Here is a 23,012-nt window from a genome sequence, read left to right as displayed (position 1 = left end):
TGTTATGTCTGCAAATATGCAAAAATAAGTTGGTTTATCTGCCCATTTACTTGTTAATAATACGCCACTCACGGGGGTAATAATTATTGACCCTGTTGGGCAGGATCTTCGCCAATCCTATATTCAGTCCGTGATAAGTGATGATGGCCCAGCCCTTTTTCTCCGCTTCAATATGCACATCTTTCCGGCGCAGATAATCAAGTACAGTTTCTTTATCCACCTCCACCCGCCGAATAGTACCCGACATGATCGTACTCATCACCAGTTCGTGATCGGGTACCAATTCATCGCGTATCACAGTGCCCGCCTTTATCCCGGCTTTTTTAAGGTATAACAAAGATTGCAGCAGCAACATGTTTTCAAATTGTACGGAAGGAAATACGATGACTTCGTCTTTCAATTTCAACAGCGAAAACATCTCATCATCCGATACATATTTTTGTACAACAGCCACTTCCTGTTTTGTTGGCAATAAAGGTTTTGATTTGCCGGCTGATTGTTTTTGTGTAACGGCCGCCCCCAGCTTGCGGAACACCGCGATAAAAAAACCTTCGCCCTTTACTTTATCAGGATAAAAACGATAGCCGTATGCCGTTTTATTTTTGGATGAGGACTCTACAATATTCCAGTCAGGTTTTATCTGCAACCGGATATTCTCCATTTGTAATCCTTCTTCCGATAACAACCAGTCTGCAATTTCTTCATCTTCCTTTTCAGAATAGGAACAGGTAGAATAGATGAGCACACCGCCATCTTTCAACGAGGGCAATACATCCGCCAATATCCTTTGCTGGCGTTGGCTGCAGAGTTCCACATTATTCAGGCTCCACTCTTCCATTGCCGAAGGGTCTTTGCGAAACAAACCACTTCCGCTGCAAGGCGCATCCACCACTATGAGATCAAAAAAACCAGGTAACCGCTGAAAATCTTTCGGATCATTATTCGTCACCACCACATTTGGCGCCCCCCACTTGGTGATATTTTCTGCCAGTATCGCTGCTCTTGTCTTGATCACTTCGTTACTTACCAGCAAACTTTCAGCTGACAACACCGATTGCAGCAAGGTAGATTTTCCGCCGGGGGCGGCGCAAAGATCCAATGCCTTCAAGGGTTCCGAAACTGCACAGCATTGCCTTACCGCTTCTTCTATAAACATGCTGCTCGCTTCCTGCACATAATATGCGCCTGCATGAAACATGGGATCAAGCGTAAAAGAAGGACGAGCGGGAAGATAATATCCGTTGCTGCTCCAGGGAACTTTATCACCCACCGCTAACTCCAATTGAGCAGGCTCACACTTTGCAGGATTGAGCCTGATGGATACGATCTGCTCTCCCGATGCATGTGTGCGCACAAAAGCCGCTTCATCAAAGCCTTTTGCCGTTTGTAAAGAACTGAGTAGTGCCGACGGTAATTGTTGTGACAAGTATTTATATTTGATGAATGTTCAAAAGTAATTATCAAATCATGAAAAATTTCTTTTTTCTCCTTTTAGGAATTGTTATAAGCAATAGCCTGCCGGCACAGGGTTTTCCGGATAGCTGGAAGGATGGCAAATATTATACGGTGAATGGAGCTAAGATCTACACGGTAACAGTAGGTACCGGCCAGCCTGTATTCATCATTCCCGGCGGGCCGGGTGGCACGCATATCGGCTACCGCAATTTCGATTCTTTGAGCGTGGGTTCAAACATTCAGCTGATCTACTTCGATGGTTTTGGCAGGGGAAAATCCGATACGGCCAAAGACGTGAAAGAGTACTCGCTGGAAAGGGATATTGAAGACATCGAAGGCCTGCGCAAAGCAATGCACCTCGATAAGATCAACCTGCTGGGGCATTCTTACGGAAGCCTGGTAGCGCAGGGATATGCGGTAAAATATGGCGAACACCTAAGCCACCTCATTGTAGCCAACGGCTTTCACAGCTATCTTATGTGGCAGGAAAATGACGACAACAGCAATCACGAGATCAAAACGAATTACCCCGAAGTATGGGATACGTTGATGAAAGCAAGGGAAAAAGGAGCCATCTCCAGCGATGATATCCACCAGGATATTTACGGCCGTGTGCCTTATGGATTTTTGTATGCCTACAACCCGACCAACTTTATTTCCCGCGGAAGAAAACCTTATCCTAATCCATTCAATTCAAAATTGTATTACCAGATGGTAGGTAAAGATGGCGACTTCATCGTGGGCAACGACATCGGCAATTTCGATTTCAGGAAGCAACTCAAAGGCCTGAAAATGCCTGTGCTGGTGATCGCCGGCCGGTACGACCGTGTAGCTGTTCCGTGGATGCAGGTAAAATATAAAGAGTATTGCCCGCAGGCGCAATTTGTAATGTTTGAAAACAGCGGGCACAATCCACAGGTGGAAGAACCCGCAAAAGAATTTGCCCTGATAAAAGAATTCCTGAAAAAATAACTTTGTTAAGAAGCCACGAATGGCACGAAATATCACTAATAGTTTTTTTGTGATATTTCGTACCATTCGTGGTATCAACTGATACTCAAAAGCTAAAACCTATGAAACTTTTCCTCACACTCCTCAGCGTCTTTATTCTTTCTACCTCCTTTGCGGAACCGGTAGAATCCGCCCTTTACAGGGGCACCGTCGGCACTCATAAAGTATTACTCTACATTGGCAAAGGCGAGGGCTGCGGTGATGATTATTACTACACCGCCATGTATAGTTATGATGAAGGCAAACACTGGCTTTTACTAAGTGCCTCCCGTAACAACAAAGGTTTTTATTGCCTGGTGGAACACGATTTCACCGGCGTGTTATTACTTAGCGATAAAACAACCTCACTGGAAGGAACCTGGCACAGTCCCGATCGCACAAAAGCATTGGAAGTAAAGCTTACGAAAGAAAGATCTTCTGCAAAAAAACTGAAGGAGACTTTTGATATCTGGGACAAGCTGAATTACTCAACGAACGATTGCTGATGATCATTGCGAAAGCGAAACTGTTGTAACCACAATTTCCACCCGCCTGTTTCTGGTACGCCCCTGTTCTGTTTTGTTATCAGCAACAGGCTGGTCTTGCCCTTTGCCTTTCGCGAATATCACATCGGTGTATTGCGGAAACTTCTCTGTAAAATATTTCCTGATGGCTTCTGCCCTGTTTTGTGAGAGTACTTTATTCTTCTCCTGCGTACCCCTGCTATCCGTATGCCCGAAGATATGAATGCTGGCTATTTTCTTTTCGTTCATGCCCGCGCTGAATTCATCAAAGAGTTTTACAAACTCAGGCCTTAAAACGGCACTGTTCGTTTCAAACAAAGCCGCGGGAATAATGAGTGTATCGGAAGTGAATACCGGTGCGGAATGCAGCACAGGCTCTATGGTATCGCCTGGCTTTTGCACGGTAGCGAAATTGGTATGGCGGAAATTCTGCTCATATAATTTTACAATATTAGCCTCATATTTTTTGCAAGGAGCAATACTGTCTACAGGTACCAGGCTGACATCATCCAGGAAATAATAAACCGCACCTCCCGAGTTCATCCTTTCTTTTGCCTTGTACCCCCAGGGCTTTTCAGAAAAATTACCGATGGTGCAAAATCTTTCGGTACCATCTGCGGTAAATACATGTTGCACTCTTCTCCAGCCGTTTTTAACTTCTTCCCGAAGTTCCTGCGGTTGTATTGAAAAAGATGGTTTTTGTCTGACGAGATCAAAACCATCGGTAGCCGGTTCTGTTTGGGTAAAACAGAAGTCGAGTGCATAAAATTTCCGGGAAGCAGTATGAATGTAGAATTGAATTTTATATGACTCTCCTTTTATCAACGGGCAGCACAACATCGTATAAACAAAGGGATGGGAATATACCGCACTGAATTCCTTTTTACCATACACACTTTCCACCGGAACCAACAAGAGATTCATGCCCGAATAAGGCTCAGGCACCACCTGCCTGTTGACCAGCGGATTGGTGGTTGGTTTGATGTAAAACCATCCTTCCGCCGCACAGGACGCATTGAACTCAACACATATGTTGATGTCTTCAAAAGAGGAATTTGCAAATAGATTTTGCGCAGCAATACGTTCATAAGAAAACGTAACTGACAATAATAAAAGGCACCAGTATTTGAAGTGCAGGACTATAGATTTAGTTTTCACAAAGGCCTGCATTCTTAATTCTTAATTTTTAATTCTTAATTATCAAATGATCTTTACCTCAGCACAGAGTTCCTGCAGTACTTTCTTTGCATCGCCAAACAACATGGAAGTTTTGGGTTGAAAGAACAGGTCGTTCTCGATACCGGCATACCCCGGCTTCATGCTTCGTTTATTTACGATCACCGTTTTGGCCTGCTCCACTTCCAGGATCGGCATGCCATAGATCGGCGAGGAAGGATCGGTTTTTGCGGCAGGGTTTACCACATCATTGGCTCCCAATATCAGTACCACATCGGTGGTTTTGAATTGTTCATTCGCCTGCTCCATTTCTTCCAGCTTTTCGTATGCCACATCGGCTTCGGCCAGCAATACGTTCATATGGCCAGGCATGCGGCCTGCAACAGGATGGATGGCATAGACTACTTCCACCCCTTTTTCATTCAATATCTTTTCGAGTTCATGACAAACGTGTTGCGCCTGCGCCACCGCCAGGCCATATCCCGGAACGATGATCACTTTATTGGCATATGCCATCACCATGGCGGCATCGCTCACAGATATTTCTTTGTAAGCTCCCTGCGGGCCAGCGGCTGCGCCACCTCCCGATTTATTTCCTCCGAAAGAGCCTACCAGTACATTCAGCAACGAGCGGTTCATGGCTTTACACATGAGTATGGTGAGCAATGTGCCGGCTGCGCCAACGAGTATACCGCCGGTGAGCATCACTTTGTTGTCGTAAAGAAAACCACCGAAAGCCGCGGCCACACCGGTAAAGGAGTTGAGCAGGGAGATCACGACAGGCATATCGGCACCGCCGATGGGCATCACGAATAAGATACCATACAATAAAGAAAGTGCGAGAATGATGTACAGCAGGTATCCTTGTACAGGATCTACAACGAGCCATACACCAGCGCTAAGCGCAATTGCAAGCAAAATAAGATTCAGGATATTCTGCCCGGTAAAACTGAAGTCTTTCACTTTACCATTTAGTTTTCCCCAGGCTATCATACTGCCGGAAAATGATATGGAGCCGATGATCAGCCCCAGAGCAATAATGAGAATGGTAGATTGGTGTGCTGCAATGAACTCATTGTTACCGCCGGATGAAATTTCCTTAGAAAGATGATTGAATTCAACCAGTGATATTAATGCCGCACAGGCTCCACCCATTCCATTGAACAAACTTACCATTTCAGGCATAGCCGTCATTTTCACTTTTTTTGCGGCAAGCGTTCCAACGATCGCTCCGATCAGCAATCCCCCAAATATCCATCCGTAATTGTGCAGCCGTTCGCCGCTTTCTATATCACGGTATAAAAAGATAGTCCCAAAAATCGCCAACCCCATTCCGAAAGCCGCTACCAGGTTGCCTTTACGGGCACTCGCGGGATTCGATAACATCTTGAGGCCAAGAATGAATGTGACCGACGCGATCAGATAACAAAGAGTAAGTATGTTGAATTCCATATATAAAGTTCAAAAGGTTCAAAGTTCAAAAGGTTCAAGGTTTTGCAACTTCATTATCTGAAAAACGACTTGAAGCCATGCGAACGTAATTCGTGTAATTCGTGTAATCAGTTCTTCTTCTTAAACATTTCCAGCATCCTGTCTGTCACCACAAATCCACCCACCACATTCAGTGTACCCAATATCACTGCCAGAAATCCTAATCCGAGGGCGAGATAATTATCCGTTTCCGCCTTTCCCATCACGATGATGGCGCCGATGATCACCACACCATGTATCGCATTGGCGCCACTCATCAGCGGTGTATGCAGAACGCTTGGCACACGGCCGATGACTTCTATCCCCACAAATATCATGAGGATGACGATGTAGATGATCTGCTGATTGGCGGAAATAAAATTTAAGATGTTGTCCATATAATATTTTTTTCAACCGCCGTCAGCGTCTTTGACTACTGACGGGGGTTCTATTTATTTTTATTTCTTCCCAAACCGACTTCAGCGGTTTTAACCTGGGCGGGTGGTTTAGGAATTCGTTCTTGTAGGGACCGCCGTCAGCGTCTTCGACGGCTGACGGGGTTTTTGTTTTTTTATTATTTTACCAGATCAGCTACCCGTTCATTCGTGATCTTACCATCCGTAGCGATACAGGTTCCTTTCACCAGGTCATCTTCAAAATTCAGGTTTATGTTGCCTTCCTTATCAATGATGAGCTGAAGGAAATTACAGATATTTTTTCCATACAACTTGCTTGCATCGCTGGGCATATCCGCCGACAGGCGTGAATTGCCCACGATGGAAACACCGTTGTGATGAACAGTCTCCTCGTTTTTTGTCTGCGTGGTATTACCACCCGTTGCGGCAGCAAGATCAATGATCACCGAACCGTTTTTCATGGCTGATAACATCTCATCGGTGATCAGCACCGGCGCTTTTTTCCCGGGTATCTGTGCGGTGGTGATAATGATATCTGCCTTGGCCACACTATCCGCTATCTTTTGTTTTTGCCGCTGCATGAATTCTTCTGATTGCTCCACCGCATAACCTCCGGCTTTGCTGGCATCGGCGGCACCTTCCACTTCTACAAACTTCGCCCCGAGGCTCATCACTTCTTCTTTTACTGCCGGACGGGTATCGAATACTTCCACTACAGCGCCCAACCTTTTACCGGTAGCAATGGCCTGCAGGCCAGCCACGCCAGCTCCGAGTATGAGCATTTTCGCCGGGGCTATGCTACCTGCCGCCGTCATGAACATGGGAAAATATCTGGGGTAAAGATTTGCCGCCAGCAACACTGCTTTATATCCTGCAATATTGGCCTGGCTGCTCAGTACATCCATGCTTTGCGCACGGGTAGTGCGGGGCAGCATATCCATGCTGAATACCGTGATATTTCTATCAGCCCATTCTTTGGCAAGTGAATGATTGAATAAAGGCTGATAAAATCCGAGCAATACTTTTCCCTGTAGGGTATCCGTTTCTTCTTTCAATAATGGATTGATGGAAAGCAGGATGGTAGCCTGTTCGAGTACCTGCTGCCTGTTTCCGATGGTAGCGCCTGCATCCGAATATTTGTTATCCCCAGCAAAGGCTTTGGCACCGGCACCGGTTTCTACCAGCACTTCGGCATTCATTTTTTTCAGGATAGCAACGTGTTCTGGCAATAAGGAGACCCGTGTTTCGGGAGATGGTTCTTTTAATACGCCAATGATCATGGTAGATTACGGGAATTTTTCATGAATTGATTCAAACCATGGAGGTTTTAAAAACCTCCATGGTTTATGCGAACTAAGTTAGGCAATTAAAACCGGATGCTGAAGTGTTGCTCCACTTTAAAATCTTTTCGCAGGAAAATGATGCCGACAAAAAAAAGATCGATGGATAAATTAACCGATCCGTGCTTTTTTATCTCTTCCCAGGCTTCTTCCATTTCGCTGCTCCAGTGGATATCGTCGAAAACAAGAATGGACCCGGCCGGATCCACATGTTGTAATAATTGATAAAAATAATCAAGCGTAGGCTTTTTGCGATGATTGCCATCTACAAAAGCGAAATCTATCCGTTTTGTTTCCTGCAGGAAAGCGGGGAATGTAGCAGCAAAATCTCCCTGTACCAGTTTGCTATTCCTCAAGCCCAGTTCATCGAAGTTTTGTTGTGCAATGCGGGCTATGGCAGGAGCCCCTTCAAATGTAAATACGGAGGCGTTAGGATCGCTTCCCTTTGTAAGATAAGCGGTGGTGATGCCAAATGAAGTACCCAGTTCTACAATCGTCAACGGTTGATAATAACTCACCATTTTGCTCAACAGCTGTGCGTATTTGCGGGGCTTTAAAGAAGAAGCCGCAATTTTTCCGACTACCCTGGTGTTTGTTTTAATAACCGCAGACCCCGCCCCGAAATCTTCCACCTCAATCGTACTGTTATCAGATAAAAGGCTTTTTCTTTTTGCCTCAATGCTTTTGTAAAAAGAAGGTTGTTTCTTATCATTCAACACATCGCGGATGAATTCAAAAACAAACGGAGAATGTACACCATGGCCTTTTCCATTGGAAGCGGTGAGGTAGTAACGAATATATTTTTTTGCGAGTTGAAATGCTGAATACATAAATAAATTGCGAATTACGAATTACGAATTACGAATGTGGTACATTCTAATTCGTAATTCGTAATTATTAATTCGTAATTTTTTTCTCCCATGTTTGAAATGAAAAATCATAAGCATGCTTTTCATCTTTCAGAAAATCCACATGCCCGGTCATTATCCATTTTGATGGATCGATCTCCGGAAAATAAGTATCCCCTTCGAGGGTGGCATGCACACGGGTCATATAAATCTTATCGGCTATGTCCATGCTTTGCCTGTATATTTCTCCGCCGCCGATGATGAATATCTCTTTACAATTGGTAGCTTTCGCCTGCGCAATAGCATCATCCAGGTCTTTGGCCACCTGTGTGCCCGGCCTTGACCAATCGGCTTGTTTGGTGATCACGATATTGACCCTGCCGGGCAAAGGTTTATCTACACTTTCGTATGTCTTACGCCCCATGACCACTACCATGGCCCAGGTGGTGTCTTTGAAAAATTTAAGATCGATGGGAAGGCTCCAGAGCAGCTGGCCCTGTCTGCCAATGGCATTGTTTTCGGATGCGGCAACGATGAGTGAAATGGTCATACAAATAAGGAATAAGAAATGTAAAATAAGGAAGTATGGAACTCCGCACTGATTTTATATTGATGCGAAGTTACAACTTCCTTATTCCTTATTTTGTATTCTGATTTAAAAAGAGCCAGAACGGTTTAGTTATTCAACGCTTGCAAAGATCATGCAGCCTGGCCTTTTATTTAATGACACTAATTTTACGGATTACACGGATTACACATTTGTCCGGAAAAGGCGGGAAATTTGAATGCAGCTTGTGTGAACTGGTCTTTTATAATAACCCACAAAGGTTTCACTATTGACTATTCACCATTGACTGCACGCGCCGCAGGCACGTGCCTGCTAGTTCTTCATTATCTTAAATTCCACCCTTCTGTTCAGCTGCCTGCCATCATCAGTATCATTGGTTGCCACCGGTTTGGTTTCGCCATACCCCTGCGATGTGATGCGGTTGGGCTGGATGCCTTTGGCAAGGATATAATTCATCACCGATCTGGCACGGTTATCACTCAGCGTGAAGTTATATTGGTCTGATCCTTTACTATCCGTGTGGGCGCTCATTTCTATTTCCACATTCGGGTATTCGTTGAGGAATGCCACTACCCTGTCGAGTTCCACATTCGATTCTGCACGCAGGTCGTATTTATCAAAATCGAAAAATACATTGTTGAGCCTGAATACCTGCCCGATCTCGATCGGTACCAGGTAAAGATCTTTGTGTATTTCTTTATACCCTTCTTTGATCAGCGAATCGAGGTTGAGATTTTCGGAGATGGCAAAGAATTTATCGGCGGATGCACGGATGCTGTAATTTTTATCGTAGGGCAACACGATCTTGAATGCACCATCCACAGGGCTTGAAACACCTGTACCTGCTTCGTTTCCGTCAGGCAAAGTCTGGTATACCAGGGAGGCGGTGAGCGGCTCTTTCGTTTTGGCATTGTATACGTTTCCGCTTACCAGTATCACCGGATCGGGCTTTTCTTTTTCCAGCAGTTTCACGCGTACTATGTCGCTGGCGCCATATGCCCCATCGCTTGATGTGAGGTAAGCGTATTCGCCGCCTGCGTCGAGGGTAAAGAATGCTTCGGAACCTTCGGTGTTGATGGGCGCTCCAAGATTAACGGGATCGCTCCATTTTGTCCAACTGTTGTCCAGGCGTTTCGTCATCCAGATATCGTTCTCGCCCAGCCCTCCGGGCCTGTCGCTGCTGAAATACAGCGTAACGCCATCTGCGGCCAGGAACGGGCTCATTTCATTATAATCGGGGAGATTTATTTTTTTACCCAGGCTTTTGGGAGCCGTCCAGATATCATCCCCTTCTAAAAAAGATACATAAAGATCGTTGTCGAAACTTCCTTTTTTATCCGTCATGTAAAACAAGAGGGTCTTTCCGTCGTGCCCCATGCAGGCGCCCAGTTGTGGTGTCATGTTGAATTTTCCGAAGTTGCGGATCTTAAGCATTTCTGCATTGGTCCAGCTATTGTCTTCTCTTTTATGGATCATGCTCAGCCCGGTGCCAAAGTATTGCCCGTCGCGGTAAGCGCCTTTCAATAAGATGGTATTGAGATCGGGGGATATCCAGTACACCGCGTTGTAATGTGAGGCATTTACGGATGCATTCAGGTGTTTCGCTTTTGCCCATTTACCAGCGGTATCCCTGGTAGAATACCAGATATCCTGCGAATTGGGAACGGTATTGTACTGTGTGTTCATAGGGTCATCCTGACGGATGAAGAACAACAGATTGCCATCGGCGGAAATCGTGGGCCTCATTTCGGGGTTGCCGGTATTGATGAGCGGACCGAGGTTCTCGATCTTTACGACAGTACCTTCTTTGATGATATTTTCTGACTGCTCTTTGAGCTTTATGGTGGTATCGCCAACATGGGCTGAAGGCTGCGCCAAAACGGTAAAAGCAGACAAAAGAAGGGGTAACAGTGTAGAGATTTTTCGCATAAGAGGTAATTGGTTCTCTTACAACGAATGAAAGTTTTTTTTATTACACGAATTGAAACGAATTACACGAATAAGCGGAGGGGGGCGATACCACAGGCCCGTCCCTACACCGCTACCGGCGCTTTTATCCCCGGGTGCGACTGGTAATTCACCAGTTCGAAATCTTCAAATTTGAAATCGAAGATATCTTTCACTTCCGGATTGATCTTCATATGCGGAAGCGGAAATGGTGTTCGGGTCAGTTGTAATTCTGCCTGCTCGAAATGATTTTTGTATAAATGTACATCACCAAAAGAATGGATGAAATCGCCCGGTTCCAGACCGCATACCTGCGATATCATCATCGTGAGCAATGCGTAGGAGGCGATGTTGAAAGGCACGCCGAGGAATACATCTGCGGAACGCTGGTAAAGCTGGCAACTGAGTTTACCATTGCTTACATAAAACTGGAAGAGGCAATGGCAGGGCATCAGTTTCATCTTTGGCAGGTCGGCCACATTCCAGGCGCTGATGATGAGGCGGCGGCTATCGGGGTTGGTCTTTATCTGGTGGATGAGGTCTTTTACCTGGTCTACTTCGGTATCATCGGCACCTTCCCAGCTGCGCCATTGTTTGCCGTAAACCGGACCGAGATTACCGTCTTCATCGGCCCATTCGTCCCATATCTTCACATTATTCTCTTTCAGGTAAGCGATGTTGGTATCACCCTGCAGAAACCACAGCAGTTCGTAGATGATACTTTTCAGGTGTGTTTTTTTGGTAGTCACCAATGGAAAACCTTCCTGTAAGTTGAAACGCATCTGGTAGCCAAAAACACTGCGGGTGCCTGTACCGGTGCGGTCGCTTTTATCGTTGCCGGTGGAAATGATATGTTGTACGAGATCGAGATATTGCTGCATGGGTGCAAATTTAGGAAAAAAAGTGAGGGTTAGCGGGTGGCGGGTTACGGGTTCTTATGCACAGTATCTTAAAGGGCAGCAACCTCCGGAAGGCAGCCGACCCTAAAAAAAGCCGGCCACCCTGGGGTGGCCGGCCTGATATATAAATTGCTCAATTTAAATAGCTTCGATAGACAGCTTGGTATATTTTTCCTTTTTGTTATTTTCCATGATCATGATATGACCTTCCTTGGCGCCAAATACACGCAGGGTACTTTTGGAAACTTTGGTAGGGATAGAACGGGAGATCTTGTTTTGTGCAACACTGTAAATCTGGTAGCTTTTATCATCGCTGTAAATGATCACTTCCGATTTGGTAGCAGGGTTGTACATGGTAAAATAATCGTTGGAATTATCGTACTCCGACACCCCCACTTTTGCATGGTAATAACGGGTATGCTGTTTTTCCAGTGTCTGTACTTTCGTAAGCGAACCCTTATTTCCCTGTTTCAGCACCACGCCATCCGTCATGCGGAACTTGTGGGTACCGGTAGAACCCAGGATATAGATCGGAAACACGATCAATGGCGCTGTTATAACACTGGCAACTACTGAACCGACACGTAATTTCCGTTGCACCAGCGTTCCTGCAAAAAAAGTATTGCCGGCAGAATCCTGCGAAGCTGTCCTTAAATAAGGCACCCCATTATCTTCCACTACACGGCCGCGGGTAGATATTTCCGGCTTCAGTTCACCTTCCGACCAGTAAGTGATATTTTCTTTGATATCGCCTTTTTTCATACCATTGAGCGTAAGCGTGTATACCCCCATATAATAACCTTTCGTTACGGCCCTGCCGGAATTGCCCTTCACAATACGTGATTTACTCACCACCGATCCGGCAATATATGGCTTGCCCGTTACCTGGTTCATTTCAAAATTCAGGATATTAAACCTGTTCTCATCTTTATCTTCCAGGGTATAAACGGCTGCTTTGGTACCATCTGCCACAGAAAGCCTGTTAAGCTCCAGCGGGTTATTGCCGTCGGTTCCGCCAAGCAGGTAAACCACCTCGCTGGAAGGAACCATGGAATAGGATGCATACCTTGGTATTTCTTTTTTCCACAATACCTCCCCCTTTGTATCGTACGACAGCATTTCACTTTTATCATCATCTCCATACAGGAAACAAAATCCTTTTCCGGGAATATTCTTCACCTGCCCGCTGTTCTTCAATCCTGAGTAAGCATATACTTTTCCGGTAGCGCCATAGAGCCCCCCCTGGGCTGAATTGATCTTGGCGCTGATAGCAAAACTATGTGTGTTGATGATCTTCCCATCAAGTGATACGAACTGGTTCATGATCGTGTTAACCGCATCTTCTTTTGCTGCCTTGTACTGACGCCTGTTCTTGAACGTGCTTCCGCTGATGTTGCTTTTATAATAAGAAAGACAAAGCACATCCTGCTCAAAAGCCACGCTCATCAGGTTCATATTGATGTCTTTCATGTTGATGCTGCCGATATCGTTCAGGTTTTCATCCATCAAAGTAAGTTTGTAATTGAAACTGTCTTCTTTGATCTTTTCTAGTTTGGTAAGTACCACATATCCTACTACGGCGCCATCCTGCTGGATAGCATCCATGTCGGAAGATATCTCTTCAGCCACCTGCTTGAATACGCGTGACTGCGCCTGTGCAAACGTTGTAATGCATACGGCGGCGAGGGTAAGGAAAAACGATCTGGTCATCTTTTGAGTTGTTTTGGTTTTAGTGTTGGTTTGGTAGTAATTATTTTATCTGTTCAATGAATTCCAGGTAAAGGCTTTGGCCATACGACTCCTGAAATTCTTTGCGCATGCTTTTGATCTCACTTGCGCTCTGCTCTCCTGTAAAGTTGAGATAAGCGAGCAATGACCTGAACGATCTTTCATCGGCACTGGCCTGCTGCCAGAAAGGTTGATTGAAACATTCCTTGCAGGAACTCTCCAGCCGGTCGCGGGGAAATTGTTCGAACATTGTCTGGAGTTCGTAATAATTTGATGAAATATATTCTTTCGACCGGATGTTGATGACATTGAAACGCGATAGTTTCTTATCCGCATAAAACAACCCGTTCATGATGTAGGCTGCCATTACTTTGTGCCACGCATCGAAGTTGCCACGGTCTTTTTCGAGCAGCAGCCGGTAAAACGCGGAGGTGAGGTTACTGTTCACAAACAACGACCAGATGATGGATTTATTCACATCCGCCTTCAGGGAGGCGCTTATTGGAGTAAGAGTATTGCCGGTGGCGTACGGCAGCAGTTTTTCGTAACGTGCTTTACAATCGGGATGCGTTTTTGCAGAGTCGCTGATCTCTCCCTGCGAAAAAGAATAATTGCGGTTGGAAAGGCCTTTGGTGCCTTTACGCATCCAGGTTTCCTCCACATTGATATTGAGGTCTGACATATACGTTTTTGTCCCGTTTTTCAGCGGGGTCTTGTATACCAGGTCGGCGCTGTCGAGCCTGAGGAAAAACCCGGGTGCAAAAGCGATCTTACTATTTTTCAGTAAGATGGTAGCCATCGAATCCGCTTCTTCTTCGTGGTAACGTGTGTGCCTGTTGTGGCTGAAACTGTACCCTTCCATGATCTTTTTCAGCTTGCTGTAGCGGCCGTATTTTGAATCCAGTACCGATTTCACGTCATTGATATATTCATCCGAAGTGAGCAGTTCGGCCCTTTCCTTCATGGAGTTTTCGGGATGCATGAGGATGTTGTGCGCCAGCTCATGCGCCAGTGCCAGGGCGATCTCTTCGCGGTATCCCGAAAAGGAAAGCAGTCCCATATTCACAGCCACCATATTATTTCCGATAGCATAGGCATTTACGCTTGGGCTGCGGTCGATGAAGAGCAGCGGGTACGATTTGATGTATTCGCGGTTGGCGGAAACCAGCTCAGATAATATTTCTGAAACATAATTGTACATCGCCGGTTCGCGGGTGAAATCGTTATCGTCAATAGCGGCTGTGATGAAATCGGTGCGGGAATCCCAGAATTCCTTGTACTTTTTCTGCGTTTCTTTCTTTTTGAATAAAACCGGACAAACCAATGCTTTTTTCAGGGAATCCTTTTGTTTGGAGTAACTGCTTTTCGACAATTGGTTGTACCTGCCGGGTTGGGCGCTCTGTGCCGGGGAATACAAATAAGCAGTGATCAGGAAGATCGCCGTGATGGACGTTTTGGTATATTTTTGCATGTTTTGGGTAATAGGAACCTTCAAAAACGGTGAATATCGTGAAATATTGCTTCCGGAAGTATTGGTATGTTCATAAAACACGGTTTTTCAGGCTGATAATTTGATAACTGCAACAAAATAGCCATAAGTGTAGAAAATCCTCCTGCAGTTGACAACTCCCGGGAGTTGTCAACTGCAGGGAGTTGTCAACTGTTTCCGAATATCGAAAAATTTCAATGTTTCCGTATCCAACCATTCACTTATTCCCCCATTGACGTACCTTTGCGGGATGAGCACAAAAGGAAAAGTATTGATGGCGATGAGCGGCGGCATAGACAGCACCGTAGCGGCTTTGATGCTTCACAAGGAAGGTTATGAAGTGGTGGGTATCACCATGAAAACATGGGATTATGCCAGCAGTGTTGGTACTACGGGTAAAAAAGAAACCGGCTGCTGCAATATCGATAGCTTCAACGATGCCCGTATGGCGGCGGTACAACATGGGTTTCCGCATTTTATACTTGATATCCGCGATGAGTTCGGGGATTTTGTCATTGAGAATTTCATTGAAGAATATATAGCGGGGCGTACACCCAACCCCTGTGTGATGTGTAATACGCATATCAAATGGAGGGCATTGCTGAAAAGGGCAGATGCGCTGGGGTGTGATTTCATCAGCACCGGGCATTATGCGCAGGTGCATCAGCACAGCAATGGCCGGTATTTTATCAGCAAGGGACTGGATGAAACCAAGGACCAGAGTTATGCCCTGTGGGGATTGCAGCAGGATCTGCTGAAACGTACGTTGCTGCCGCTCGGAACTTACCGCAAAACGGAGATCCGCCAGATGGCGCATGATTTCGGCTATCCCGAACTGGCGAAAAAGAATGAAAGCTACGAGATCTGTTTTGTGCCCGATAATGATTACCGAGGTTTCCTGAAACGTAAAGTGGAAGGCCTGGAAGAAAAAGTGAATGGCGGAAACTTCGTTGACCCGCAGGGTAAAATACTTGGTAAACACAAAGGTTATCCGTTTTATACTGTTGGCCAACGGAAGGGATTGGACATTGCGCTGGGTAAGCCCGCTTTCGTGACGGAGATCATCCCTGAAACAAATACGGTGGTGCTGGGCAACGAAGAAGACCTGAACCGTATCGAAATGAAAGTAACCGGCATCAACTGGATGAAATATGATGGTGTGACGGATGGAATGGAAGCCGTTACCAAGATACGTTACAAGGATAAAGGCGCATTAAGTAACCTCTACACATACGAAAATGGCATTACCGTACGTTTTTACGATGATGTAAAAGGAGTTGCACCCGGGCAAAGCGCTGTTTTTTATGAAGGGAATGATGTAATAGGCGGCGGGATCATTCAGCGAACCTGAATTAGTGAATAGAGAATAGTCAATGGTCAATCCTTGAACTTTATAACTTTTTTTACCGACTTTTGACCAAAGACATAACAGAAATTATTTTTTACCAATATAAAAGAGTGTAGATCGCAAACAACGTACAACGATTTGACTATTGACTATTGACAATTCACTTCTTCTCATGAGAAAAAACCACGTACTCTTTCTGGCGCTGATCGCAACACTTGCTACCTTGTTTGTGAGCTGCAAGAAAACAAATGACGATACTGTCTTCACTTCTTACAGGCAGTACAACAATTTCAAAGTAGGAAAGTACATCATCTATGCGCTGGATTCCACCGTTACCCGTTCATTTGGTACATCTTTTATCAAGACTTCGCATATCGTGAAAGATTCTATCGTGGAAGAGATCGTGGATAATTCCAACCGGCAAACCTTCAAGGTTTTCAGGTATCACCTCAACCAGGCGAACAATACCTGGTCGCCGATCAATACATTCTTTTTCACTCCTACCGACAACAGCCTCGAATACGTTGAAAACAACCTTCGTTATATAAAGATGGTAAGTCCGGTGGAAGAAGGAAAAAGCTGGCTCGGCAACAGTTACCTGAGCCAACCGGTATTTCATCAGAATTCATTTTACCAGACCTGGAATTTCTTCTATAAAGATGCCGGACAGCCTTTACAGGTAGGAACATTCAATCTTCCAAAAACAGTGACGGTGGTACAATATGATTCGACCGACAACAAAGAATTTTCTGCCTTCGCTTTTGCCACGTACGACAAAGGCTATGAAATATATGCCGATACGATCGGGCTTGTTTACCGCGATGTGATCAGTTGGGAATACCAGCCAACACTCGCCATCAACAACTGCAAACACACCTACCCGAATCCTTCCGGAAGCGGCACGGTGACCACCCCTGTTAATTGCGACCTCCCGGGCACCAACTGCGATTCGCTGCGTGCATTGCCCAATCATAAAGTTGTATGCGATACCGTGGTGGCCAGCTACTACTACAATGGTTATGGCACCAGGCAGGTAATGCTCTCCCATAATTAAAGTTGAAGGTTGAAGGTTCAAAGTTGAAAGTTGAAAATCTTTCCGGTTTGACGTACTTTCGATTTACATACGATTTTCAATCCTAAGTAAACCTTCAACCTTCAACCTTCAACCTTCAACCTTCAACCTTCTCCATGACAGTTAATATTCGCCCGGCGATAAAATCGGATTGTAAAAAAATGATGCAGCTCATTCACGAACTGGCATTGTACGAAAAAGCTCCGGAGCAGGTAACGGTAGATTACGATCATTTTGTAGAAAGTGGTTTTGGCCCAAACCCTGTATGGGCAGCATATGTAGCCGAAACAGCTTCATTGTCGGAAGATAATGGCCTCGAAGTGATCGGCTTCGCATTATATTATACCCGTTACAGCACCTGGAAAGGGCAACGGCTTTACCTGGAAGACCTGCTGGTAACAGAATGCATGCGGGGCAAAGGCATCGGCAAATTGCTGATGGATAAACTCATCGATCACGCCCGCGAACATCATTTCAGCGGCATGGTATGGCAGGTACTGGAATGGAATGAGCCGGCCATTGCTTTTTACAAAAGATATAAAGCAGATATTGATGCGGGATGGCTGAACTGCAGCATAAATTTCTAAAATTGCTTTTGGGCCATCTTACTACCACACTATACGAAAGAGGCCCCTAACGCTCAGCCGGAACGCACAGCAAAGTGCCAAATTTACTTTTACCTGTAACTTCAGGATAAGATTCATACTATAGAACAAAAGGCTCCTCAAAAGGGAGCCTTTTGTTCTATAGGCCATACTTGAGTTACTATTACAAACCAGCCATCTCTTTTCCACCGCTTTAGCTTAAATTTGCACCACAAAAAGAAAATCATTATGGCAGAAAAGATCACCATGGGCACGGATGGCAAACTGGTTGTTCCCGACAACCCGACCATCCCTTTTATTGAAGGGGACGGCATCGGCCCCGAAATCTGGAAAGTGGCGGAAAAGGTTTTTGATACGGCAGTTGAAAGAGCTTACGGCGGCTCTAAGAAAATTGAGTGGAAAGAAATGCTGGCCGGGGAAAAAGCCTTCAACAAAACCGGAGAATGGCTGCCTGCTGAAACTTTGCAGATGGCGAAAGATTATATCGTTTCCATCAAAGGCCCGCTTACCACCCCTACAGGCGGCGGTATCCGTTCATTGAATGTTGCCCTGCGCCAGGATCTTGACCTCTATGCCTGTGTTCGCCCCGTGAAATGGTTCAAAGGCGTGCCTTCTCCCGTAGTGCATCCCGAACATGTGGATATGGTAATCTTCAGGGAAAATACGGAAGATATCTATGCCGGTATCGAATGGAAAGCGGGTTCTGCGGAAGCACAGAAATTCGAGAAATTCCTGCTGGAAGAAATGGGCGTGAAAAATGTACGTTTCCCAGGAGATTCTAGTTATGGTGTAAAACCTGTTTCGCAGGAAGGCACCAAACGCCTTGTACGTGCGGCTATCCTCCATGCGCTTGAAAACAACCTGCCATCTGTGAGCCTTGTTCACAAAGGGAATATCATGAAGTATACCGAAGGATATTTCAGGAACTGGGGGTATGAAGTGGCCAGGCAGGAATTTGGCGACAAAACATTTACGTGGGACGAATGGGATGAACTGAAAAAAGAACACGGCGAAGCGCATGCCAATGAAGTGCAGCGCAAAGCCCTCAGCGAAGGTAAATTGCTGGTAAAAGATATCATCGCGGATAATTTTTTACAACAGATATTGATTGCCCCGAAAGATTTTTCCGTGGTGGCTACGCTCAATCTTAACGGCGATTATATTTCCGATGCATTAGCTGCTGAAGTAGGCGGAATAGGCATTGCGCCTGGCGCCAACATCAATTACAAAACCGGTTATGCCGTATTTGAAGCTACACATGGTACAGCGCCTAAGTTTGCCGGCACCAACAGCATGAACCCCTCTTCGGTGATACTGAGCGGTTGCATGCTGCTGGAATACATCGGCTGGAAAGAAGCGGCCGACCTCATCACCACTGCATTGCAGGCTACCATCATGCGCAAGACCGTCACCATCGACTTCTACAACCTGATGACAGGCGCCACTTTGCTGAAGACAAGCGAATTCGGCGATGAGATCATTACCAATATGGGCGTGGTGACGAGTGATATACAGTTGAAGAAGAGCTCGAGTTTATAATTTTCCGCTGCGGATTTTAAACCCCGGAGGTTTTGAAAACCTCCGGGGTTTTGAGGACAAATGGCGCAGGTAAAACGACTGCGTCTTACAATGTATTACCCGAAAAACTGAATTGCAAAGAGTTTGTAAACGCTGATGAGATTGCACGTGGATTATCTCCGTTTCAGCCGGAGAAGGTTGCTGTACAGGCAGGCAGGATCATGCTTAAAAGAATTGACGAATTGATAGCATTAAAAGAAAATTTCGCAATTGAAACTACGCTTGCCACACGTTCTTATCGGTCGTTAATTCAAGAAGCGCAAAATGTTGGTTATGAGGTAACATTACTATTCTTTTGGCTAAATTCCGTAGATTTGGCAATCGACAGGGTCCAATTACGTGTTGAAAAAGGAGGGCATCATATTCCTAAGGATGTCATTCAAAGAAGGTATAAAAGCGGAATAAAAAATCTTATAAATATTTTTATACCCATTTGCGACAGTTGGATAGTTATGAATAATTCGGACAAGTTTTTTTTTATCTCCGAAAAATACGACCCGGAAATAAATATTATTTTCCGCGAAGATGAATGGAACATCATAACTAAAATTGCTCATGAAAAAGATTAATATTGAGAGCCTCAGTTTTTCAGAAGCATTGAAAGTGGGATTAGATCTTTCTTTCAAAAAACTCGTTAAAGAAAAACGTTATAAAAATGAAGTACTGGCTTTTTCAAGAAATGGAAAGATTGTAACTGTAAAAGCGAGAGATATTAAATTGAAAAAATAATACAAAACCAACAAAGCAATATGAGTAAAATTCAAGTAGCAAATCCGGTAGTAGAACTGGATGGAGATGAGATGACAAGGATCATCTGGAAATTCATTAAAGACAAACTGATCCTTCCCTATGTGGAAGTTCCCATTCAATATTTCGATCTTGGAATGGAATACCGCGACGAAACAAACGACCAGGTAACCATCGATGCGGCCAATGCCATCAAGGCTTGTGGTGTGGGTATCAAATGCGCCACCATTACTCCTGATGAGGCACGTGTAAAAGAATTCAACCTGAAACAAATGTGGAAATCCCCTAACGGAACGATCCGCAACATCCTCGATGGCACCGTTTTCCGCGAACCGATCGTGATGCAGAACGTACCAAGGCTGGTTACCAACTGGACTGCCCCGATCATCGTTGGCCGTCACGCATTCGGCGACCAATATCGTGCAACCGATACCGTTATAAAAGGTAAAGGCAAGCTCACTATGACCTTCACCCCTGAAGATGGCGGCGAAGCGCAGGTATTTGAAGTATACAATTATAAAGGTGATGGTGTGGCAATGACCATGTACAACACCGATGAAAGTATTTATGGTTTTGCAAGAAGCTGTTTCAATATGGCCCTGAGCAAAAAATGGCCCTTGTACCTTTCTACAAAAAACACCATCCTTAAAAAATACGATGGCCGTTTCAAAGACATCTTCGAAGAAGTATATGAAAATGAATTTAAAGCCGAATACGCAGCTGCAGGCATCACTTACGAACACCGACTGATCGATGACATGGTGGCGAGCGCATTGAAATGGAACGGTAATTTTGTATGGGCTTGTAAAAACTACGATGGTGACGTGCAGAGCGATACGGTGGCACAAGGTTTTGGCTCTTTGGGCCTCATGACCTCCGTATTGGTTACTCCCGACGGGTCTACCATGGAAGCGGAAGCTGCTCATGGTACGGTAACACGCCACTACCGCGATCACCAGGCCGGCAAACCAACCAGCACCAACCCGATCGCTTCTATCTTCGCATGGACAAGAGGGCTTGCTTTCCGTGGTAAACTGGACAACAACGAAGCGCTGATCAAATTCTGTAACGACCTCGAATCGGTTTGTATCGAAACGGTTGAAAGCGGTAAGATGACAAAAGATCTGGCGGTTTGTATCCACGGCAATAAAGTGAACCACGGCGAACATTACCTGTACACCGAAGAGTTCCTGGATGCCATTGATGAGAACCTCAAAAAGAAGATGAACTGATCAATTGATAATGAATAATTCATAATGGATAATGAAGGCCCTGTAAATTGCAGGGCCTTTCTTTTGAGGTAAGTTTATTAAGATTATATTTATATCCAGATAAATATTCAGGCTGGCGAACCTTGCATATTTCATCCGTAGCACAACGTACCGAAGGTTTGACCATTCACTATTCACCATTCACTACAAGCCAAATGAAAAGAATTTCCCCTTTTTTGTTAATCCTGCTTAGTATATTTTCTCTCTCCGCCGTTGCGCAGACTTCTCCAAAATTCAAGGCAATCGGCTTTTACACCGGCAAAAACGACCAGGCGCATATCAGCTTTTTGCACGAAGCCAACAAATGGTTTTCGTCCATGGCTTCCACGCATAACTTTGAGTATGATTCTACCGGCGACTGGAATAACCTTAACGATACCTTCCTGAAAAAATACCAGGTAGTTATTTTCCTCGACACAAGGCCCGAATCTCCTGCCCGGCGGGCGGCTTTTGAAAAATATATGAAGAATGGCGGAGCCTGGATAGGCTTTCATTTTGCGGCATTCGCGATGAATGGATCAGGTATACTGCAGGACTGGACCTGGTACCACAATGATTTTCTCGGTTCGGGAGAATATGTGAGCAATACCTGGAGGCCCACTTCTGCCGTATTGCGGGTAGAACAAAAACATCCTGTAACCAGAAATTTCCCCACAACATTCAGGTCTTCACCCAACGAATGGTACCGCTGGAAAAATGATCTCCGTAAAAACCCGGATATCAAAATTTTAGTGTCTATCGACAGCAGTAGCTTCCCGCTAGGAACCGGCCCAAAGCCGCACGAGATCTGGCATAGCGGCTATTACCCCGTTGTATGGGCAAATACGAAATATAAAATGATCTATTTCAACATGGGGCACAATGATATCGATTACGAACATAACAGCGACAAAGAATTGTCATTCACTTTTGGAAACCCGCTACAGGACAAACTTGTATTGAACAGCCTTTTGTGGCTGGGATCAAAAAAATAAAGTTCATGACTGAAAACATACAGGTCATTCCTGTCGGGATGGCTGACTTCGACGCACTGAGAGCCATCAGCATCCGTACTTTCACTGAAACATTTGCGGATGTGAATACCGAAGAAAATATGCAGTTGTACGTGGCAGAAAATCTTTCACCGGAGAAATTGACTTCGGAAGCCTGCAACCCGGACTCGGCTTTTTTTCTTGCCAAAGATGATTCAGGCAATGTAGCAGGATATCTTAAACTCAATTTCAACACAGCCCAGACAGAATTGCGGGACAAGGATGGAATGGAGATTGAAAGGATCTATGCCCTGAAAGAATATCACGGAAAAAGCCTCGGGAAATTAATATTCGAAAAGGCACTAACGGTAGCGTATGAACGAAAGGCCGCTTACATATGGCTGGCCGTATGGGAAGAAAATGCCCGTGCGATCGCATTTTACACCAAGAACGGATTTGTAGTTTTTGATAAACATTTTTTCAGATTGGGCAATGATGTGCAGACAGACCTGATGATGCGACTTCCACTGCGCTAATTCCTGGTTACCAGGTGGATCTCCTTTTAAGAGA

Annotated in this window: 22 protein-coding genes; 11 read left to right on the top strand and 11 right to left on the bottom strand. The window is 45.1% G+C overall.

What is annotated here, in order from left to right:
• Positions 1–46: 46 nt before the first annotated feature.
• Complete coding sequence (locus EGI32_RS19540) at positions 47–1,426, bottom strand: RNA methyltransferase (RefSeq protein WP_255157349.1); 1,380 nt, start codon at positions 1,424–1,426, stop codon at positions 47–49.
• Positions 1,427–1,467: 41 nt separating this feature from the next.
• On the opposite strand from EGI32_RS19540, the gene EGI32_RS19535 reads away from it, so the two are divergent.
• Both EGI32_RS19535 and EGI32_RS19530 read left to right on the top strand, forming a co-directional pair.
• Complete coding sequence (locus EGI32_RS19535) at positions 1,468–2,427, top strand: alpha/beta fold hydrolase (RefSeq protein ID WP_255157348.1); 960 nt, start codon at positions 1,468–1,470, stop codon at positions 2,425–2,427.
• Between the two features lie 101 nt (positions 2,428–2,528).
• Positions 2,529–2,951, top strand: a complete 423-nt coding sequence (locus tag EGI32_RS19530) for a hypothetical protein (RefSeq protein ID WP_255157347.1) — start codon at positions 2,529–2,531, stop codon at positions 2,949–2,951.
• 3 nt (positions 2,952–2,954) lie between these two features.
• Here the strand turns inward: EGI32_RS19530 and EGI32_RS21440 are convergent, their stop codons facing one another.
• The 10 genes from EGI32_RS21440 to EGI32_RS19480 form a co-directional block, all read right to left on the bottom strand.
• Positions 2,955–4,127, bottom strand: coding sequence for an OmpA family protein (locus EGI32_RS21440; RefSeq protein WP_255157346.1), 1,173 nt, complete (start codon positions 4,125–4,127; stop codon positions 2,955–2,957).
• A gap of 42 nt (positions 4,128–4,169) precedes the next feature.
• The gene (locus EGI32_RS19520) at positions 4,170–5,597 is read right to left on the bottom strand and encodes an NAD(P)(+) transhydrogenase (Re/Si-specific) subunit beta (protein WP_255157345.1); all 1,428 of its coding nucleotides are present in this window, start codon (positions 5,595–5,597) and stop codon (positions 4,170–4,172) included.
• A 107-nt stretch (positions 5,598–5,704) separates the two neighbouring features.
• Entirely contained in the window at positions 5,705–6,013 is a 309-nt protein-coding gene (locus EGI32_RS19515) for an NAD(P) transhydrogenase subunit alpha (RefSeq protein WP_255157344.1), read from the bottom strand.
• A gap of 176 nt (positions 6,014–6,189) precedes the next feature.
• Positions 6,190–7,311: a Re/Si-specific NAD(P)(+) transhydrogenase subunit alpha gene (locus EGI32_RS19510; protein WP_255157343.1), complete on the bottom strand. Its 1,122-nt coding sequence runs from the start codon at positions 7,309–7,311 to the stop codon at positions 6,190–6,192.
• Positions 7,312–7,397: 86 nt separating this feature from the next.
• On the bottom strand, positions 7,398–8,201 hold the full coding sequence (locus EGI32_RS19505) for an O-methyltransferase (RefSeq protein ID WP_255157342.1): 804 nt from the start codon (positions 8,199–8,201) through the stop codon (positions 7,398–7,400).
• Between the two features lie 67 nt (positions 8,202–8,268).
• Positions 8,269–8,769 (bottom strand): dihydrofolate reductase, encoded by a 501-nt coding sequence (locus EGI32_RS19500; RefSeq protein WP_255157341.1) that lies wholly within the window; start codon positions 8,767–8,769, stop codon positions 8,269–8,271.
• Positions 8,770–9,099: 330 nt separating this feature from the next.
• Positions 9,100–10,716 (bottom strand): OmpA family protein, encoded by a 1,617-nt coding sequence (locus EGI32_RS19495; RefSeq protein WP_255157340.1) that lies wholly within the window; start codon positions 10,714–10,716, stop codon positions 9,100–9,102.
• Between the two features lie 104 nt (positions 10,717–10,820).
• Positions 10,821–11,615: a thymidylate synthase gene (locus EGI32_RS19490; RefSeq protein WP_255157339.1), complete on the bottom strand. Its 795-nt coding sequence runs from the start codon at positions 11,613–11,615 to the stop codon at positions 10,821–10,823.
• A gap of 156 nt (positions 11,616–11,771) precedes the next feature.
• A complete protein-coding gene (locus EGI32_RS19485) occupies positions 11,772–13,343 on the bottom strand; it encodes a DUF6770 family protein (protein ID WP_255157338.1) in 1,572 nt (523 codons plus the stop codon).
• A gap of 40 nt (positions 13,344–13,383) precedes the next feature.
• Complete coding sequence (locus tag EGI32_RS19480; protein WP_255157337.1) at positions 13,384–14,832, bottom strand: M48 family metalloprotease; 1,449 nt, start codon at positions 14,830–14,832, stop codon at positions 13,384–13,386.
• 268 nt (positions 14,833–15,100) lie between these two features.
• Between EGI32_RS19480 and mnmA the strand changes: the two genes are divergently transcribed.
• From mnmA to EGI32_RS19435, 9 genes are all read left to right on the top strand, one after another.
• A complete protein-coding gene (mnmA, locus tag EGI32_RS19475) occupies positions 15,101–16,201 on the top strand; it encodes a tRNA 2-thiouridine(34) synthase MnmA (protein ID WP_255157336.1) in 1,101 nt (366 codons plus the stop codon).
• A gap of 169 nt (positions 16,202–16,370) precedes the next feature.
• Complete coding sequence (locus tag EGI32_RS19470; protein ID WP_255157335.1) at positions 16,371–17,252, top strand: hypothetical protein; 882 nt, start codon at positions 16,371–16,373, stop codon at positions 17,250–17,252.
• Between the two features lie 134 nt (positions 17,253–17,386).
• Positions 17,387–17,857 (top strand): GNAT family N-acetyltransferase, encoded by a 471-nt coding sequence (locus EGI32_RS19465; RefSeq protein WP_255157334.1) that lies wholly within the window; start codon positions 17,387–17,389, stop codon positions 17,855–17,857.
• Positions 17,858–18,103: 246 nt separating this feature from the next.
• The gene (gene icd / locus EGI32_RS19460) at positions 18,104–19,414 is read left to right on the top strand and encodes an NADP-dependent isocitrate dehydrogenase (RefSeq protein WP_255157333.1); all 1,311 of its coding nucleotides are present in this window, start codon (positions 18,104–18,106) and stop codon (positions 19,412–19,414) included.
• Positions 19,415–19,446: 32 nt separating this feature from the next.
• Positions 19,447–20,022 (top strand): zeta toxin family protein, encoded by a 576-nt coding sequence (locus tag EGI32_RS19455; protein ID WP_255157332.1) that lies wholly within the window; start codon positions 19,447–19,449, stop codon positions 20,020–20,022.
• Entirely contained in the window at positions 20,009–20,182 is a 174-nt protein-coding gene (locus tag EGI32_RS19450) for a hypothetical protein (RefSeq protein WP_255157331.1), read from the top strand. The genes EGI32_RS19455 and EGI32_RS19450 overlap by 14 nt, the downstream gene beginning before the upstream one ends.
• Positions 20,183–20,202: 20 nt before the next feature.
• Positions 20,203–21,432: an isocitrate dehydrogenase (NADP(+)) gene (locus tag EGI32_RS19445; protein WP_255157330.1), complete on the top strand. Its 1,230-nt coding sequence runs from the start codon at positions 20,203–20,205 to the stop codon at positions 21,430–21,432.
• A gap of 194 nt (positions 21,433–21,626) precedes the next feature.
• The gene (locus EGI32_RS19440; RefSeq protein WP_255157329.1) at positions 21,627–22,445 is read left to right on the top strand and encodes a ThuA domain-containing protein; all 819 of its coding nucleotides are present in this window, start codon (positions 21,627–21,629) and stop codon (positions 22,443–22,445) included.
• Between the two features lie 5 nt (positions 22,446–22,450).
• Positions 22,451–22,978 carry a GNAT family N-acetyltransferase gene (locus tag EGI32_RS19435; protein ID WP_255157328.1) on the top strand — a complete coding sequence of 176 codons (528 nt, stop codon included), beginning with the start codon at positions 22,451–22,453 and terminating at the stop codon, positions 22,976–22,978.
• The last annotated feature ends 34 nt before the right edge of the window (positions 22,979–23,012 follow it).

It is taken from the genome of Ferruginibacter sp. HRS2-29, from assembly GCF_024343615.1.
In the GTDB taxonomy this organism is placed as follows: Bacteria; Bacteroidota; Bacteroidia; order Chitinophagales; family Chitinophagaceae; genus Ferruginibacter.
Note: the sequence above shows the minus strand (reverse complement) of the source record. Positions and strands in the feature narration are given on the sequence as shown.